The organism is Streptomyces nidicola (assembly GCF_050106155.1).
GTDB lineage: Bacteria > Actinomycetota > Actinomycetes > Streptomycetales > Streptomycetaceae > Streptomyces.
In genome coordinates this window covers 101,961-117,441 of the sequence record NZ_JBNBPI010000001.1, presented here as the reverse complement: position 1 = coordinate 117,441, position 15,481 = coordinate 101,961, and the positions used below count along the sequence as shown (strand labels likewise).

The 15,481-nt window shown below is 71.6% G+C and carries 16 protein-coding genes; 7 read left to right on the top strand and 9 right to left on the bottom strand.

The features are described 5' to 3' along the window. The first annotated feature begins 61 nt into the window (after window positions 1-61). The 3 genes from ACOKM3_RS00590 to ACOKM3_RS00580 all read left to right on the top strand — a co-directional run bounded on the left by ACOKM3_RS00590 (window position 62) and on the right by ACOKM3_RS00580 (window position 3,500). Window positions 62-1,294 carry an MFS transporter gene (locus tag ACOKM3_RS00590; RefSeq protein ID WP_426895747.1) on the top strand — a complete coding sequence of 411 codons (1,233 nt, stop codon included), beginning with the start codon at window positions 62-64 and terminating at the stop codon, window positions 1,292-1,294. A gap of 66 nt (window positions 1,295-1,360) precedes the next feature. After that, the gene (locus ACOKM3_RS00585) at window positions 1,361-1,846 is read left to right on the top strand and encodes a GNAT family N-acetyltransferase (RefSeq protein ID WP_426895746.1); all 486 of its coding nucleotides are present in this window, start codon (window positions 1,361-1,363) and stop codon (window positions 1,844-1,846) included. A gap of 109 nt (window positions 1,847-1,955) precedes the next feature. Further along, window positions 1,956-3,500, top strand: a complete 1,545-nt coding sequence (locus ACOKM3_RS00580) for an MFS transporter (RefSeq protein ID WP_426895745.1) — start codon at window positions 1,956-1,958, stop codon at window positions 3,498-3,500. On the opposite strand, the gene ACOKM3_RS00575 is transcribed toward ACOKM3_RS00580, so the two are convergent. From ACOKM3_RS00575 to ACOKM3_RS00555, 5 genes are all read right to left on the bottom strand, one after another. Beyond that, window positions 3,484-4,428: a PDR/VanB family oxidoreductase gene (locus ACOKM3_RS00575; protein ID WP_426895743.1), complete on the bottom strand. Its 945-nt coding sequence runs from the start codon at window positions 4,426-4,428 to the stop codon at window positions 3,484-3,486. The genes ACOKM3_RS00580 and ACOKM3_RS00575 overlap by 17 nt on opposite strands. After that, window positions 4,425-4,595, bottom strand: a complete 171-nt coding sequence (locus ACOKM3_RS00570) for a hypothetical protein (protein WP_426895741.1) — start codon at window positions 4,593-4,595, stop codon at window positions 4,425-4,427. Before ACOKM3_RS00570 ends, ACOKM3_RS00575 begins: the two co-directional genes overlap by 4 nt. Then, a complete protein-coding gene (locus ACOKM3_RS00565; protein WP_426895739.1) occupies window positions 4,592-5,614 on the bottom strand; it encodes an aromatic ring-hydroxylating dioxygenase subunit alpha in 1,023 nt (340 codons plus the stop codon). Before ACOKM3_RS00565 ends, ACOKM3_RS00570 begins: the two co-directional genes overlap by 4 nt. Before the next feature lie 95 nt (window positions 5,615-5,709). Continuing rightward, the gene (locus ACOKM3_RS00560) at window positions 5,710-6,477 is read right to left on the bottom strand and encodes an IclR family transcriptional regulator (RefSeq protein WP_426895737.1); all 768 of its coding nucleotides are present in this window, start codon (window positions 6,475-6,477) and stop codon (window positions 5,710-5,712) included. A gap of 9 nt (window positions 6,478-6,486) precedes the next feature. Then, window positions 6,487-7,299, bottom strand: a complete 813-nt coding sequence (locus tag ACOKM3_RS00555; RefSeq protein WP_426895735.1) for an alpha/beta fold hydrolase — start codon at window positions 7,297-7,299, stop codon at window positions 6,487-6,489. Window positions 7,300-7,476: 177 nt separating this feature from the next. Here ACOKM3_RS00555 and ACOKM3_RS00550 point away from each other — a divergent pair, with 177 nt between their 5' ends. From ACOKM3_RS00550 to ACOKM3_RS00540, 3 genes are all read left to right on the top strand, one after another. Next, window positions 7,477-8,334 carry a Cof-type HAD-IIB family hydrolase gene (locus ACOKM3_RS00550; RefSeq protein ID WP_426895734.1) on the top strand — a complete coding sequence of 286 codons (858 nt, stop codon included), beginning with the start codon at window positions 7,477-7,479 and terminating at the stop codon, window positions 8,332-8,334. 177 nt (window positions 8,335-8,511) lie between these two features. After that, window positions 8,512-9,849: a lipase family protein gene (locus ACOKM3_RS00545; RefSeq protein ID WP_426895732.1), complete on the top strand. Its 1,338-nt coding sequence runs from the start codon at window positions 8,512-8,514 to the stop codon at window positions 9,847-9,849. A gap of 60 nt (window positions 9,850-9,909) precedes the next feature. After that, complete coding sequence (locus tag ACOKM3_RS00540; protein ID WP_426895731.1) at window positions 9,910-10,317, top strand: RidA family protein; 408 nt, start codon at window positions 9,910-9,912, stop codon at window positions 10,315-10,317. Window positions 10,318-10,397: 80 nt separating this feature from the next. Here ACOKM3_RS00540 and ACOKM3_RS00535 read toward each other — a convergent pair whose 3' ends face one another. From ACOKM3_RS00535 to ACOKM3_RS00525, 3 genes are all read right to left on the bottom strand, one after another. Beyond that, on the bottom strand, window positions 10,398-11,879 hold the full coding sequence (locus ACOKM3_RS00535) for a SulP family inorganic anion transporter (protein ID WP_426895729.1): 1,482 nt from the start codon (window positions 11,877-11,879) through the stop codon (window positions 10,398-10,400). Between the two features lie 8 nt (window positions 11,880-11,887). Next, window positions 11,888-12,469, bottom strand: a complete 582-nt coding sequence (locus tag ACOKM3_RS00530; protein ID WP_426895727.1) for a carbonic anhydrase — start codon at window positions 12,467-12,469, stop codon at window positions 11,888-11,890. Between the two features lie 77 nt (window positions 12,470-12,546). Further along, complete coding sequence (locus ACOKM3_RS00525) at window positions 12,547-12,876, bottom strand: hypothetical protein (protein WP_426895725.1); 330 nt, start codon at window positions 12,874-12,876, stop codon at window positions 12,547-12,549. 203 nt (window positions 12,877-13,079) lie between these two features. On the opposite strand from ACOKM3_RS00525, the gene ACOKM3_RS00520 reads away from it, so the two are divergent. Continuing rightward, window positions 13,080-13,814 carry a nitroreductase family protein gene (locus ACOKM3_RS00520; protein ID WP_426895723.1) on the top strand — a complete coding sequence of 245 codons (735 nt, stop codon included), beginning with the start codon at window positions 13,080-13,082 and terminating at the stop codon, window positions 13,812-13,814. A gap of 9 nt (window positions 13,815-13,823) precedes the next feature. Here the strand turns inward: ACOKM3_RS00520 and ACOKM3_RS00515 are convergent, their stop codons facing one another. Continuing rightward, window positions 13,824-15,467, bottom strand: coding sequence for an ABC-F family ATP-binding cassette domain-containing protein (locus ACOKM3_RS00515; RefSeq protein WP_426895722.1), 1,644 nt, complete (start codon window positions 15,465-15,467; stop codon window positions 13,824-13,826). Window positions 15,468-15,481 lie beyond the last annotated feature (14 nt).

Below are 15,481 nucleotides of genomic sequence, written 5' to 3'. Positions count from 1 at the left end.
CCTGTCCCCTAGGAGCAGCGCGTCCCCGTCCCCATCCGCTCATCAGGCAAGGAGCACGCCAATGACGACGTCTCCCACGCGGGCAGCCGGCACGGCGGTGCTGTGCTGGCTGACCGTACTGCTCGAGGGGTACGACCTGGTGGCGCTCGGCGCCACCATCCCCACCCTGCTCAAGACGCACCACCTCGGATTCACCGCGGCCGATGCCACCGCGGTCGCCACCGTGTCCCTCGTCGGGGTCGCGGTCGGCGCCGCGGGGCTCGGACCGCTCACCGACCGCTTCGGCCGGCGCGGCATGCTCATCGGCTCGGTGCTGCTGTTCTCGGTGTTCACCCTCGTGACACCGCTCGCCCCGAACGTCGCCGTGTTCGGCGGCTTGCGCTTCCTCGCAGGGCTCGGCCTCGGCGCCTGCATGCCGGTCGCCCTGACCGTCATGTCGGAGAACCTGCCCGAACGCCGCCGCGCCAGCGCCAGTACGTTCACCATGACCGGCTACCACGTCGGCGCGGTGCTCACCTCGGTGCTCGCGCTGGCCGTGGCCGGTGACTGGCACTGGCTGTTCTACGGCGGGGGAGTCGCGGGCCTGCTCGTCGTGCCGCTGATGTGGTGGAAGCTGCCGGAGTCCGCGGCGTACCTCGCCGCCAAGCAGCAGCCCGAGGCCGAACGCATCGGCATGCGCGACCTGCTCGGCCCGCGCGTGCGCCGCACCACGCTCGCCGTGTGGGGCGGCTCCTTCATGGGGCTGCTGCTCGTCTACGGGCTCAACACCTGGCTGCCCCAACTCATGCGCAGCGCCGGCTACCCCATCTCCCGCTCCATCGCGCTGCTGCTGGTTCTCAACGTCGGCGCCGTCATCGGGCTCGTCGTCGCCGGGATCGTCGCCGACAAGTACGGCATCCGGCGTGTGGCCCGCGTCTGGTTCGCGGCGGGAGCCGTGCTGCTCGCCGTCCTGAGCCTGCGCATCGAGAGCAGCCTGCTGCTCAACGCGCTGGTGCTGCTTACCGGCGTCTTCGTGTTCTCCGCGCAGGTCCTCATCTACGGGTACGTGGCCCATGTCTTCCCGGCACGCACCCGCGGCACCGCGCTCGGCCTCGCCTCCGCGGTGGGCCGGCTCGGCTCGATCACCGGACCGTTCGTGACCGGCGCCCTGGTCACGGCGGGCATCGCCCACCCCTGGGGCTTCTGGTTCTTCGCGGGCGTCGCGGCACTCGGCCTCGGTGCGATGCTGCTGCTGGCTCCTCCGGCATCCGAGGACCGTGGGGCCAGGTCACCGAGCGCGGCGTTCACCGGCTGACCGGCCCCGAGTTCACCAACTGGGCGCCCCGGCAGAGCGGCCGGGCCCCGTGCCAGACTCGGCCCCATGAAGATCAGAGACATCCGGGACGGGGACTGGGAACGGATCTGGCCGTTCTGGCGGCGGATCGTGCGCGCGGGCGAGACCTACGCCTGGGACCCCGGCACCAGCGAGCCCGAGGCCCGCGCCCTGTGGACCGAGGGCGCGGGCAAGCGCGTCCTCGTCATGGAGGACGACGCGGGCACGCTCGTCGCGACGGCCTACGTGAAGCCCAACTACGGCGGCCCGGCGCGGGACACCGCGAACGCCGGCTTCATGGTCGACCCCGACCACGGCGGCCACGGCCATGGCCGCGCCCTCGCCGAACACGTACTGACCGTGGCGAAGGGGGACGGCTACCGCGCCATGGTCTTCAACGCCGTCGTCGAGACCAACCCGGCCGTACGGCTGTGGACTTCGCTCGGCTTCACGATCCTCGGCACGGTGCCCGAGGCGTACGACCACCCGCGGCACGGCAGGGTCGGACTGCACATCATGCACCGCGCCCTATAGGCCCAGGTGGGGTGGGGCGGACGCGGGCCATCCGTTGAGTTAGGGTTACCTAACCAGCGGGGTGGTCCCCGTGTTCTCCGCCTGCCCACCCTGCCCACAAGGAGCCCGCATGACGGCGACGCCCGCCGCCGAACAGCCGACCGCACCCGCGCCCGCCCGGCCGAGGGACCCGCGCCGCTGGCTCATCCTCGGCGTGATCTGCCTCGCCCAACTCGTCGTCATCCTCGACAACACGATCCTCAACGTCGCCGTCCCCACGCTCACCGACGACCTCGGCGCCGGCACCGCAGACGTCCAGTGGATCATCAACGCGTACGTGCTGGTGCAGGCGGGACTGCTGCTCGCGGCCGGGGCCGCCGCGGACCGCTACGGCCGCAAGAAGCTGCTCCTGACCGGTCTCCTGCTGTTCGGCGCGGGCTCGCTCGCCGCCGCGCTCTCCCACACCACCGGCCAGCTGATCGCCGCGCGCGCCGGCATGGGCGTGGGTGGCGCACTGCTGCTGACCACCACCCTCGCGGTGGCCGTGCAGGTCTTCGACGACGACGAACGCGTCCGCGCCATCGGCGTCTGGGCCGCCGTCAACGCCCTCGGCTTCGCGGCGGGACCGCTGGTCGGCGGCGTCCTCCTCGCGCACTTCTGGTGGGGCTCGCTCTTCATCGTCAACGTGCCCGTCGTGCTGCTCGGCCTGTGTGCCGTGAGCGTCCTCGTGCCGGAGAGCAGGGCCGAGCAGAGTCACCGGCCCGACGTGCTCGGCGCGCTCCTGTCGACGATCGCGATGGGATCCCTCGTCTACGCCGTCGTCTCGGGACCCGACCACGGCTGGTCCTCCCCTTACGTGCTCGCGGGCGCGGGCCTCGGGGTGTGCGCGCTGACCGGGTTCGTGCTGTGGGAGCGGCGGGTCACCGACCCGATGCTCGACATGAGTTTCTTCCGCAACCGGACGTTCACCGGGGCCGTGATCGGCGCCGTGCTGATCACCTTCGGCAGCGGGGGAGCGCTCTTCCTGCTCACGCAGCAGCTCCAATTCGTCCTGGGCTACGGCCCGTTGGAGGCCGGGCTGCGCACCGCCCCGTTCGCGCTCACCGTCGTGCTGCTCAACTTCAGTGGACTTTCGGCCCGGTTGAGCAAGCGGCTCGGCATCCCGGGGTCCGTGGCCGTCGGCATGACCCTGCTCGCCTGCGGACTCGCCGCGGTCGCCCTCGCCGGGCGCGTCGTGGACGGCTACGGGGGACTGCTCGTCGGGCTCGTCCTCATGGGCGTCGGCTGCGCGTTCGCCAACCCGGCGATGGCCGTCGCCGTGATGGGCGCGATCCCCCGCGAGAAGGCGGGGGCGGGCGCCGGAATCCAGGGCACGGTCACCGAGTTCGGCAGCGGCCTCGGCGTCGCCGTCCTCGGCGCCGTGCTCAGCGCCCGCTTCTCCGCACTCGTCCCGGTGGCCGCGGCCTCGCTGCCCGCCGCCCTCGCCGCGACCGACTCGGCGGCCGAACGCCGCACGGTGACGCGGGCGTTCGGCTCCGCCCTGGAGACCGGTCAACTCGTCGGCGCGGCCGCCGTGTTGACGGGCGGCCTGCTGGCTGCCACGCTGCTGCGCCGCGCGGAACACGAGGCGCAGTCGGAGGCCGCCACGGACGGGGCTGTCACAGATCGAGCGTGAGCCGCTCGCCCTTCGCCCGCGAGACGCACACCATCATCGTCTCGTTCGCGTCCCGCTCGGCGGCCGTGAGCACGCTGTCGCGGTGGTCGACCTCCCCGGCGAGCACGTCCGTCTCGCAGGTGCCGCACGTGCCCTCGGTGCAGGAGTACAGCACCTGGATCCCGGCCTCCTGCAACGTGGCGAGGATCGTCCGGTCCGCCGGGACCTTCAACGTCCGGCCGCAGGAGGCGAGTTCGACCTCGAAGGCCGTGTCGCCGCTGGTGTCGGCCGCCGTCGGGGTGAACCGCTCCGTGCGCAGCGCTTCGGCCGGCACCAGCTCCTCGACGGCGGCGAGGAGCGGCTCCGGTCCGCAGGCATAGACGAGTTCACCGGGCCGCCGGTCCGCGAGGACCGCGGGGAGGTCGAGCAGTCCCTCGACGAGCTCGATCCGTCCGCCGGGGTGCCGGGCGGCCAACTCCTCGGCGAACGCCATCGTCGCGCGGGAACGCCCTCCGTAATGCAGGGACCACCGCGCACCCTGGTCGGCCGCCGCGGCCAGCATCGGCAGGATCGGCGTGATGCCGATGCCGCCCGCGACGAACCGGTACGCGGGTGCCGGTTCGAGCCGGAAGTGGTTGCGCGGCCCACGGGCACGTACCGCCGCGCCTTCCCGAAGCTCGCCGTGCACATGCGCCGAGCCGCCCCGCCCGTCCCGCTCGTGCAGCACCGCGATCCGCCAGGAGTGCGCGTCTCCGCCGCACAGCGAGTACTGCCTTTCAAGACCCTCGGCCTCGGAGAGGATCAGGTCGATGTGGGCGCCCGCCTCCCAGGCGGGCAGCGGGGCGCCGTCCGGGCGGCGCAGGAGCAGGGAGACGACACCTTCGGCCTCCTGGCGGCGTTCGGCGACGACGAGGTCGTACGTGTCGAGAGGGAGGAGCGGGTCGCTCACGGGGTGCGGTCCTTCTGGTCGGGGGCCTGCGGGTGGTCCGGGTGGGCGAGCATCCACTCCCACATGGCGACCGGGTCCTCGCTGGTGTGCCGCTCACCGCAGTGGCAGTGGCCGTCGAGGATGTCGGTGCCGGGGAGCCATTCGATGCGGTAGACGGGCCGGTTCATCCGACGGCCAGCTTCCCGAGGATGCGGCGCGCGGCCAGGCCGCCCGTGTCGATGTTGATGCTGAGCTCCTGGTAGCCCTCCGGCTCCGTGTCCAGGGTGCGCTGCAGCAGATTCAGCGCGTCCACGTCCTGCATGACGACCTTGTGGTTGAACTCCCGCAGGAACGTGGTGACTTCGGCGTCCTCGGTCGCGAAGTTACGCGACACCGCCCAGAAGTCGTACACCTTGCCGGGCGAGGACGGGGTGATCGCGTACGTGATCTCCGTGCGGAACGCGGGGGTCTCCTGCCCCGACGGGCTGATGGTGCTGTGCAGCAGATACAGGCACGGCGCGTGGTACTCGATGTCCTGGCGCCGGTCGATGCGGCCCTCGATGCCGGTGGAGCGGGCGTAGAACGGCGGGCACTCGGCGTCCTTCATGTGCCGCGACACCCGCACGATCCCGGACTCCTCGTCGACCTCCGTGGTGATGGGTGTCTCGGCGACCTCGGGTGTCCCGATGTACCCGCCGTGCAGGTACGTCTCGTGGGAGAGGTCCATGAGGTTGTCGACCAGGAGCATGAAGTCCGCGTCGATCGGCTCCATGCCCTCCACGGTCACGAAACCGTCCCCGACCAGGTGCGGGGCGCGCGGGATCGCACTCGTGTCGGCCTGCTCCGGGTCACCGACCCACACCCACACCATCCCGTCGACCTCGGCGACCGGGTACGAGCTCACCCGCGCGGTCCGCGGCACCCGCTTCTGCCCCGGCACGAACACGCAGGTGCCCGTCGTGTCGTAGGTGAACCCGTGGTACCCGCACACCACCCGGTCCCCGTCGAGCCCGCTCGCCGACAGCGGGTAGCGGCGGTGCACACAGCGGTCCGCGAGCGCGACCGGCTCCCCGGCCTCCGTGCGGTAGAAGGCGATCGGCTCACCGAGGATCGTGCGGCCGAGCAGCTCCCGGCCGACCTCCTTCGACCACGCGGCGACGTACCACTGGTTGCGTGCGAAGGCCGAGTACGACGGATTTCCGGTCATGACGGGTGTCCCTCCAGTCACCGCGCGCGGCACCGTCGCCGCGCGTCACCGACCACCCTGGTGACCTGGGCCACAGCCCCACAACGCGACTTCCGTCAGACGGAAGCCGGGGGAGCGCTCGAGGCGGGTTGCCAGCCCAGAGCGCGCGAAATGCCGCGTCCGGCCAGCTGCACCGCCGGAATCAGCGCGGGCGTCCGCGCGCCCTCGACCGGTACGACGACGGACACCGCGGCGACGACATCCCCGCGCGGCCCGCGCACCGGAGCCGCCACCGAGAGTGCGTCGTCGGTGATCTGACGGTCGCTCACCGCGACGCCGCTGCGCCGCACTTCGGCCAGCATCCGGCGCAGCCGGACCGCGTCGGTGACGGTGTAGGGGGTGAACGCGTCGAGCCCGCCCTGCGGATAGCGGTCCTGCAGGTCGAGGTCGCCGTGTGCGAGCAGCACCAGACCCACGCCCGTCGCGTGCAGCGGCCAGCGCGCGCCGACCCGTGAGTGCACGCCCACCGCCGAGCGGCCCGACAGGCGCTCGATGTAGACGACCTCCAGGCCGTCGCGCACGGCGAGGTGTACGTTCTCGTGCGTGGCCTCGTACAGGTCCTCGAGGAACGGCAGGGCTGCCTGCCGCAGGCCGAGGCCGCGCGGGGCGAGCGCCGCGATCTCCCACAGGCGCAGACCCACGTGGTAGTTCCCCGCCTCGTCGCGTTCCAGGGCGCCCCAGCGGGAGAGCGCGCCGACGATCCGGTGCGCGGTGGGCAGGGGAAGCTCGGCGCGGTGCGCGAGCTGGGTCAGTGTGAGCGACGGATGGTCCTGGTCGAAGGCGCCGAGCGCGTCGAGCAGCCGGTCGCTCGCTGAACGGGTCATGACCTCGCCCTACCCGGTCGGGCAGCGGTCGCGGAGGAAGTCCAGGAGCACGGCGTTGAACAGCTCGGGCTGCTCGACGCCCGGCAGATGCCCGGCACCGTCGATCACCCGCAGCACCGAGTCCGGCACCACCTTCACGATCTCCTCGGCGTCCGAGACCGGTGTGTACACGTCGTCGGCGCCGACCACGACGAGCGCGGGAACCTTGGCCGCCGCGAGGCTGTCACGGTAATCGGGGCGCTCGGCCCGCCCCCGCAGCGCCGCCGCGGCCCCGCGCGGGTCGGTGACCTGCATCATGCCGAGGACGTGTGCGGCGACGTCCGGCAGCGCGGCCACGTTGTACCGCGCGAGCATCTTGTCGATGACCTCGTTCGCGTACCCGCCCATGCCCTCGGCGAGCAGCCGGACCGCGAGCCGATTGCGGTGCACCTTGCCCTCGGGGGTCTCGGGCGGCGCCGAGGTGTCGGACAGGACGAGCGCGCGGGTGCGGTCAGGGTGCCGCAGATGGAACTCCATGGCGATCTGGCCGCCCATGGACACACCACCGACGACGGCGGTGTCGATGTCCAGCTCGTCCAGGAGCGCGGCGACGTCGTCCGCGAACCGCGAGAGGAGCACCTGCCCCGGAGTGACATCGCTCTCGCCGTATCCGCGCAGATCGGGCAGGAGCACCCGGTACCCGGCCGCCGTGAGCGCGTCGGCCTGAGTGGCCCACAGGGTCCGGTTGAACGGATGCCCGTGGATCAGCACGATCGCGACGCCGTCCGCGGGCCCGAGGTCGTCGTACCGCAAAACGGTGCCGTCCTGCGTGAATCGGGGCATGGAGTGCTCCAGGTTGGGTCGGACCCGCGCGGGGTGAGTGCCGGAACCGTACGGCGCGGGCGTGGGCATGATCAAGAGTGTTGGCCGGTCAGAGCGGCCGGGACGGCCCTCATAGACTGGTGGTGCCGCGCCCCCGCCCCGTGGCCCGCGGCCCGCACCACCGAACCAGGAACCACCGTGAACACCCAGCACCACCAGGCGACCACCGCCACCCCGCCCGACATCCGCCTGGTCGTCACCGACATGGACGGCACGCTCCTCGACGGCGACGGGAAGATCCCGGACTCCCTCTGGCCGCTCCTGGCCGAAATGAACCGCCGCGGCATCGCCTTCTGCCCCGCCAGCGGCCGGCAGTACGCCACACTCGCCGCCCAGTTCGACGCCGTGGACGACGGCGGCATGGTGTACGTCGCGGAGAACGGCGCCTACGTCGTGCGTGGCGGCGCCGAGATCAGCTCCGATCCGCTGGAGCCGGCCGTCGTCCAGTGGATCGTCAAGGCGGTGCGCGCCCTCGTCGACGAGGGCGGGGCCGACGCGGGCGTCGTCGTCTGCGGGAAGCGGTCCGCCTACGTGGAGCGCTCCGACGAGGCGTTCATGGAGCAGGTCCGCACGTACTACGCCGCCCACGAGGTCGTCGCCGACGTCACCGCCGTCGAGGACGAGTTCGTCAAGGTCGCGCTCTTCGACTTCGGCAACGCGCAGGACACCACCGCCCCGCTCCTCGCCCCGCTCGCCGACTCGCACCAGGTCGTCGTCTCCAGCCGGCACTGGATCGACGTCATGAACCCGGCCGCGAACAAGGGCGCCGCCGTCCGCAGGCTCCAGGACGCCCTGGGAGTCACGCCCGCACAGACCATGGTGTTCGGCGACTACCGCAACGACCTGGAGATGCTGGACACCGCCGACTGGTCCTACGCCATGGCCAACGCCCACCCCGACGTCCTCGACCGCGCCCGGCTGCGCGCCCCGGCCAACACCGAGAACGGCGTCGTCCGCACCGTCAGCGACCTCCTCGGGCTCGCGGTGCAGCCGTAAATTACTGAACCGTAACCTTCCCGGTGCTACCCGCGGTAACGGTGTTCTGGATAACGTCCGGCAAGGCGTGCGGTGGCGGTGGGACGACCGCCCCGAACGCGCCGTCGGCCTGCCCGATGTTCCGGCCGACAGCCGCCAGGCGGGGGTGAACTCCCGCCCGTAGACCGGAGGTTCGCCATGCCCGCCGCCCCCACCCGCCTGCTGGCCGCTGCCGTCACCGTCGCCGCATGTGTCGGCGCCCAGGCAGTGCCCGCCGCGGCCGCCACCGGATCGGAGGCCTCCGGCGACACGGTCTCGCGCGGTGTCACGATCCCCGCGTTCTACAACCCGCCGGCCGAACTGCCCGCCGCCAACGGCTCGTTGATCCGCAGCGAGGGGCTCCCGCTCGCCCTCAGCCTGCCCGGTCTGCACGGACCGTTGCCTGGCAAGGCGACCCGCATCATGTACAAGACCACCGACTCCAACGGGAAGCCCGCGGCGTCCACGGGCGCGTACATCGAGCCCAGCGCAAAGTGGCGCGGCTCCGGGCCCCGTCCGCTCGTCGCGCTCGCCCCCGGCACGCAGGGGCAGGGTGACCAGTGCGCCGCGTCGATGGGCCTCGAGCACCCCATCGTGTTCAACGGGCAGACGCTGGTGGCCGGTTACGAGGACCTGGCGATCTACCGGCTCCTCGCCAAGGGCGTCGCCGTCGTCGTCACCGACTACATCGGCCTGGGCGCCACCGACCGCCTGCACACCTACGTGAACCGGCAGGACGAGGCGCACGCGGTGCTCGACGCCGTGCGGGCCGCCCGCGCACTCAAGGACGCCACCGTCACCACCGGCTCGCGGGTCGGTCTCTTCGGCTACAGCCAGGGCGGCGGCGCCACCGCCGCTGCCGCCGAACTCCAGCCGACGTACGCACCGGATGTCACGCTCTCCGGCACGTACGCGGGGGCACCGCCCGCCGACCTGACCGCGACCACCAAGGCCATCGACGGCACCGACCTCGTCGGTGCGCTGGGCTGGTCGCTCAACGGGTTCCTGCAGTCCGACCCGGAGCTTCGGGCGATCGCCGACAAGCACCTGAACGACAAGGGTCGGGCCGCCCTGAAGGACCTGTCCACGGCGTGCGTCGGCGACGCCATCCTCGGTTACTCGTCCAAGAAGAGCTCGGCCTGGACGAAGGACGGCAAGAGCCTCGAGGACATCATCAAGGCCGAACCGCGCCTCCAGGAGTTCCTCGCCCAGCAGCGCATCGGCACCATCGAGCCGCAGAGCCCGGTGCGCGTCGCCACGGGCGTGAGCGACAACCTCGTCCCGCACGGCCAGGCACGCCAGTTGGCCGTCGACTGGTGCGGCCGCGGCGCCCAGGTCACGTACAAGGCGGTGAACATCCCGGACGTCGGCCGCGCCCTGATCAACCACTTCGCCCCGCTGCTCACCGACCAGGGACCGGCCATCAACTGGCTCACGGACCGCCTCTCGGGAGAGCCGGCCGCTTCCACCTGTGGCGAACTCCCCGCGCAACGCTGACGGTTCGGGCGGGTGCCGTGGCACGATGACGGACCACCGCACCCGTCCGAAGGGAACCCCGTGCCCCGTGCCGTCACCCTGATCCGCTCCGACGCCCTCTCCGATGTCGCCGAGTACGCCTACGCGGCCACCGCGCCCGCCGAGGCGCGGCTCGTCTTCCTCGCCGGTTCCTGCCCGTTGGACAAGGACGGCTCGACCGTCGCGGTCGGCGACCACGCCGGTCAGGCGGCCCAGTGTGTCGCGAACATGCGCGTCGCCCTCGACGCGGCCGGCGCCGGTCTCGAGGACGTCATCAGCACCCGCGTCCTCGTCGCGTCGACGCGGCAGGAGGACCTCGTCGCAGCCTGGGAAGTGGTGCGTGACGCCTTCGGTGACCACGACGTGCCCAGCACTTTGATGGGTGTCACCGTGCTCGGCTACGCCGACCAGCTCGTCGAGGTCGAGGCGGTCGCAGCGGTGGTCGACTGAGAGCCGCAGGAGAGCCGACGTGCGAAGGCCCCGACTCCCGTGCGGAACACGGGAGCCGGGGCCGATGCGTCTCGGACCGATCAGGCCGATGTGAGCTTCACCGGCTCCGTCTCCGCCGAGCTGTGCCTTTCGGCCCAGTTCTCCAGAGCCGTGCGGCACGCGTGGTCCAGGTGGTGGACGCCGCTCAGGTTCAGTTCGACCGGGCGGTCCTGCGGGAGCGCCTCCAGGCTGTCGAGGATCTTCGGCAGCTTCAGGAAGGTCGCGTTGCCCGTCAGATGAGCCTGGATCGGGCCCGCTCCCTTGTCTATGACCTCCAGCTTGACGTGCGAGGCGTCCCAGGCGGTCTTGATGACCGACAGGGCGAGGCCGATGAGCACACCCTCGAACATGCTGATCGCCACGATCGACACCGCGGTGACGACCAGGATCAGCGCCTCACCGCGATGGTCGCGCCAGAGCTTCACCAGCGCCCGTACGGGAACCAGCTTCGCCCCGGAGTGCACCAGCACGCCCGCGAGGGCCGGGATCGGGATGTACGCGAGCAGCGCCGGCAGCAGCGCCGCGAACAGCAGCAGCCATACGCCGTGCATGACGCGCGACGCCTTCGTCTTCGCGCCCGCCTGCACATTGGCCGAGCTGCGCACGATCACCGCGGTCATCGGCAGCGCGCCGAGCACACCGCACACCGCGTTGCCCGCGCCCTGCGCGAGCAGTTCCTTGTCGTACTGGGTGCGCGGACCGTCGTGCATCCGGTCCACGGCGGCAGCGCTGAACAGCGACTCGGCGGACGCGATCAGGGTGAACGCCACGATCGTGCCGAGCACACCGACGGTGGCGAGCTCGCCGAACGCGCCGAGGGGCGGCGGCTGGATCGAGCCGATCAGGCCGTTGACCTCGACCATGGCGACAGGTGCGTTGAACACGAACGCCGCCAGCATCGCCAGGCCCACCGCGGCGAGCGGTCCCGGCACGACGCGCGCCTTGCGCGGCATGTACTTCCAGAACACCAGGACCAGGACGGTACCGGCGCCGAGGGCGAGCGAGGCCAGCGCCCGGGTGCTGCCGAGCGCGTCGATGAAGGCCTCCGGCAGTCCGGCTATCTTGCCGAGCCCCGACTCCGGGGCCTTGGCGTCGAGCACCGAGTACATCTGGCCCGCGATCAGGACCAGGCCGATGCCGGCGAGCATGCCCTCGACGACCGAGACCGAGATGGCCCGGAAGTACCGGCCCACCTTCAGGGCGCCCATGGCGATCTGCAGCACGCCGGTCGCGAGGACGATGACGCCGAGTATCGGCAGGCCGAACTCCTGCACCGCTTCGAAGACGAGGACGGTCAACCCGGCGGCCGGGCCCGACACCTGGAGGCTGCTGCCCCGCATCAGGCCGGTGACGATACCGCCGACGATGCCGGTGATCAGGCCGAGTTCGGCGGGTACACCGGAGGCGACGGCCACGCCGACGCACAGCGGAAGTGCCACGAGGAACACGACGAGCGAGGCGGTGAAGTCCGCCTTGAGATGAGGGAACTTGGGGGTGGGGGTGTGGGGGGTGGTTTCGGTCATGGTGGCGCTCACAGGGTCTCGAACGCGTCGGTCTCGACACGGTGTTCGCGGACGCCGCCGGTGTGCACCTCGTAGTACCAGCCGCGCAGCGTGAGGCGGCCGTCGGCGAGCCGGCGCTCCACACACGGGTAGGAGCGCAGCCGCAGCAGCTGGGCGAGGACGTGCTGTTGGACGGCCGAGGCGACCGTCACGTCGGTCGGATCGCAGCCTCCGGGCTCGTCCGCGGCGTGCGCGAGCCAGTCCCGGACGGCGGGCACGGCCTCGAGGTCGTCGCCGCGCACCAGCGCGCCGACCGCCCCGCAGTGCGAGTGCCCGCACACGACGATGTCCTGGACGCCGAGGACTTCCACGGCGTATTCGATGGTGGCGGTCTCCCCGCAGGGGGTGTCGCCGGAGTACGGGGGCACGATGTTGCCCGCGGTGCGGAGCTCGAAGAGCTCACCGGGGCGCGCGCCCGTGATCAGGGCCGGCACGACGCGAGAGTCGGAGCAGGTGATGAAGAGGACCTGCGGGGACTGGCCGTCGGCGTGACTGGCGAACTCCTCAGGGCGCTGGCCGAACGTGCGGGCGTTGTCGATGAGGGGCTGCATGTGTGGTGATTCCTCCTGGCGCGCCGGTGCGGCGCGTCGGACGGGCAGGACAGGTGTGAACGGCAACTGTCGGGAAATCAGCAGCGGAAGACCTGAAGGGAGGCCGCTGTCAGCTCGTCGATGGATCTGTCCGGGCGGACGTACGAGGCGTGCGGCGCGGTGGCCGACGCGGCGGTGACGTCCGGAGAGGGTGACTCGGCGTACGGACAGGGCAGTTGGGACGAGCCCGACGCCGTGCGATGACGGTCGCGGGTGCGGACCGCTTCGGCGGGCCCCTGGGGTTCCGTCCCGTCGCCGTGACAGGCCTTGGCGTCGGCCGGCGCCGAGACCGAGGCATGTGCGGACGCGAACGAATGTCCGGACGCGAGCAGGGGGAGCGACAGCAGCAGGGCGATGACAAAGGCCATCGCCGTGCGCTTCCTCCCACCTCGGGACATGTTCCCCCCTCGCGCATCTCTCACCAAGAGAACGCCAACGTAAGGTCAACTGCTGGTCAAGAGCCAGGTTAACTCTGCAAAGGTGGCTCGTGGGTTAACTGGGTGTTTCGGCTCGAAGGATGGGCGAAAGAAGGGGGTGTTTTGGCGTGAATGGCACCCCTAGACTCGCGATCATGAACCACGTCACCACAGTCACCGGGACACACCAAATCGCCGACGACACAGGCCTGTTCGACACCATGGCCACGATGCGCGCCATGCGCCGGCTGCGCCCGGAACCCATTCCCGACGAGCTGCTGGAAAGGCTGATTCAGGCAGCCGTGTGGGGGCCCAGTGGCGGCAATATGCAGCGCTACGAGTACGTCGTGGTGACCGACCCCGCAGTTATGGCGGAACTGGCACCTTTGTGGACACGGTGTGTGGACGCCTATCTGGCGACCACCGGCAAGCACGCGCCCGAGGGCATGGACGAAGCGGCGTACGGGCGCATGGTCGCAGCCATCGAGTACCAGCGCGACCACTTCGCCGAGACACCGGCCCTCGTCATCCCCTGTTACCAGTTCCCGCCGTCCCGCGTCGACGAGGAGGGTCTGCAGGCCTCGGTCACCGCGCTCGGCCCCACGGCGGCCGCCGCGCTGGCGAACACGCAGGAGCGCTTCGCCGCGCTCGCGGAGGGCTCCTGCGTCTACCCCGGCGTGCAGAACCTGCTGCTCGCCGCGCGCGGCCTCGGCCTCGCCGCCAACATCACCATCTGGCACCTGATGCTGGAGGACGAGTGGAAGGCCGCGCTCGGCATCCCCGACGACATGCGGACGTTCGCCGCCATCCCGATCGGATGGCCGCTCGGCCGCTTCGGACCGGTGCGCCGCAGGCCGGTCGCGGAGGTGCTGCACCGGAACCGCTGGTAGGCCGCCCGCTCACCCCTCGCGGGAGAGCCGGATCTCGCGGCCCTTCCAGCGCTCGCGCAGCCAGCGGTCGTGACACGCGACGACGATCGCGCCGGGGCCCGCGCCCAGTGCGTCCTCCAGCTCGTCGCACAGCGTGGGAGACAGATGGTTCGTCGGCTCGTCGAGCAGCAGCAGCTCCGGCGGTTTCGCCACGAGCAGCGCGAGCGCGAGCCGGCGCCGCTGGCCGACCGACAACTGCCCCACGGGTTGGTCGAGGTCGGCCGGGCGCAGCAGGCCGAGCCCGGCGAGCGGCACCGCCTCGGCGCGCGCGAACCCGAGTTCCTGCGCGTACGTGTCCCGGGCGGTGCGCTCGGGCCGCGCGAACACGGAGTCCTGCGCCAGCAGTCCCACCGACAGGCCCGGACGTCGATGTGTGCCGCCCCGCGCCGTCAGCTGTCCGGCGAGGACCGCCAACAGGGTCGACTTTCCGGAGCCGTTGGCGCCGGTGACCAGGAGGCGGTCCTCGGGTGTCACGTCGAGCCGGTCAAGGGTCAGCCGCCCGGGGACCTCGACCGCCCGCAGGGACACGAGCGGCTCGTCGATGTGCTCGGCGGACATGTCATCGCTGGACATGTCGGCGAGGCGGTCGGGGCGGAAGCGCAGCGGCGGCGGGGGCGCGGCGACCTGCGTGCGTTCCAGGTCATCGAGGCGGCGGGTGGCGTTGCGGACCCGCCGTGAGATCTGGCTCTGCACCCGGTTGGCACGCTTGCCGTAGCCCATCTTCTCGTTGTCGCGCGGCCCGCGGTCGGGTGCGACGCGGTGCGCCGAGACACCGGCCGAGTGCCGCAGCTCGGCCAATTCCTCCTGCTCCTCGGCGAACCGCCGCTCCCACCGCTCCCGCTCGGCCCGCTTCTCCGCGCGGTACGCGCTGTAGTTGCCGCCGAATCGCACGGGCCCTTCCACCGCCGGATCGAGGTCGACGAGGTCCGTGCAGACGGCGTCGAGGAACGCCCGGTCGTGGCTGGCGAGGACGACCACGCCCGGCAGCGCCCGCACCTGTTCCTCCACGAACAGGGCTGCGTCGTCGTCGAGATGGTTCGTCGGCTCGTCGAGCAGCAGCGCGGTGGGGCGGCGTACGAGCAGCGCCGCCAGGGCGAGCCGTCCGCGCTGGCCGCCGGAGAGCGAACCCAGGGTGCGGGTGTGCGCGAACGCCCCGAGACCGAGACCGGCGAGGGTGATCTCGGCGCGCCGGTCCGCGTCCCATGCCTCGTGCTCCCGGGCGCGTTCGAGCAACTGGCCATAGGTGTCGAGCAGTTCTGTGTAGCTGCCGGAGTCCTCCGGTGTCCGGGCGAGCTGCTCGCCGAGCTGGTCGAGTTCGGTGAGTTCGGCGCGGGTCTCGCGCAGCGCGTCGTCCAGTACGTCCGCGATCGTCGTCGCGGCGTCGTACGGCGCCTCCTGCTGGAGGAAGCCGAGGTCGGGCGGCCGGGCGACACTGCCCGAGTCGGGGGTGTCGTCGCCGGCGAGCAGGCGCAGCAGGGTCGACTTGCCGACCCCGTTCTCGCCGATCAGGCCGATACGGCGGCCGGGAGCGGCGGTGAGCGACACACCGTCGAGGACGCGGCGGGTGCCGAGGGTGCGGATCAGATCGTGCGCGATGAGGGCGGGCTGGGGCATGCGATGTGTTCCGT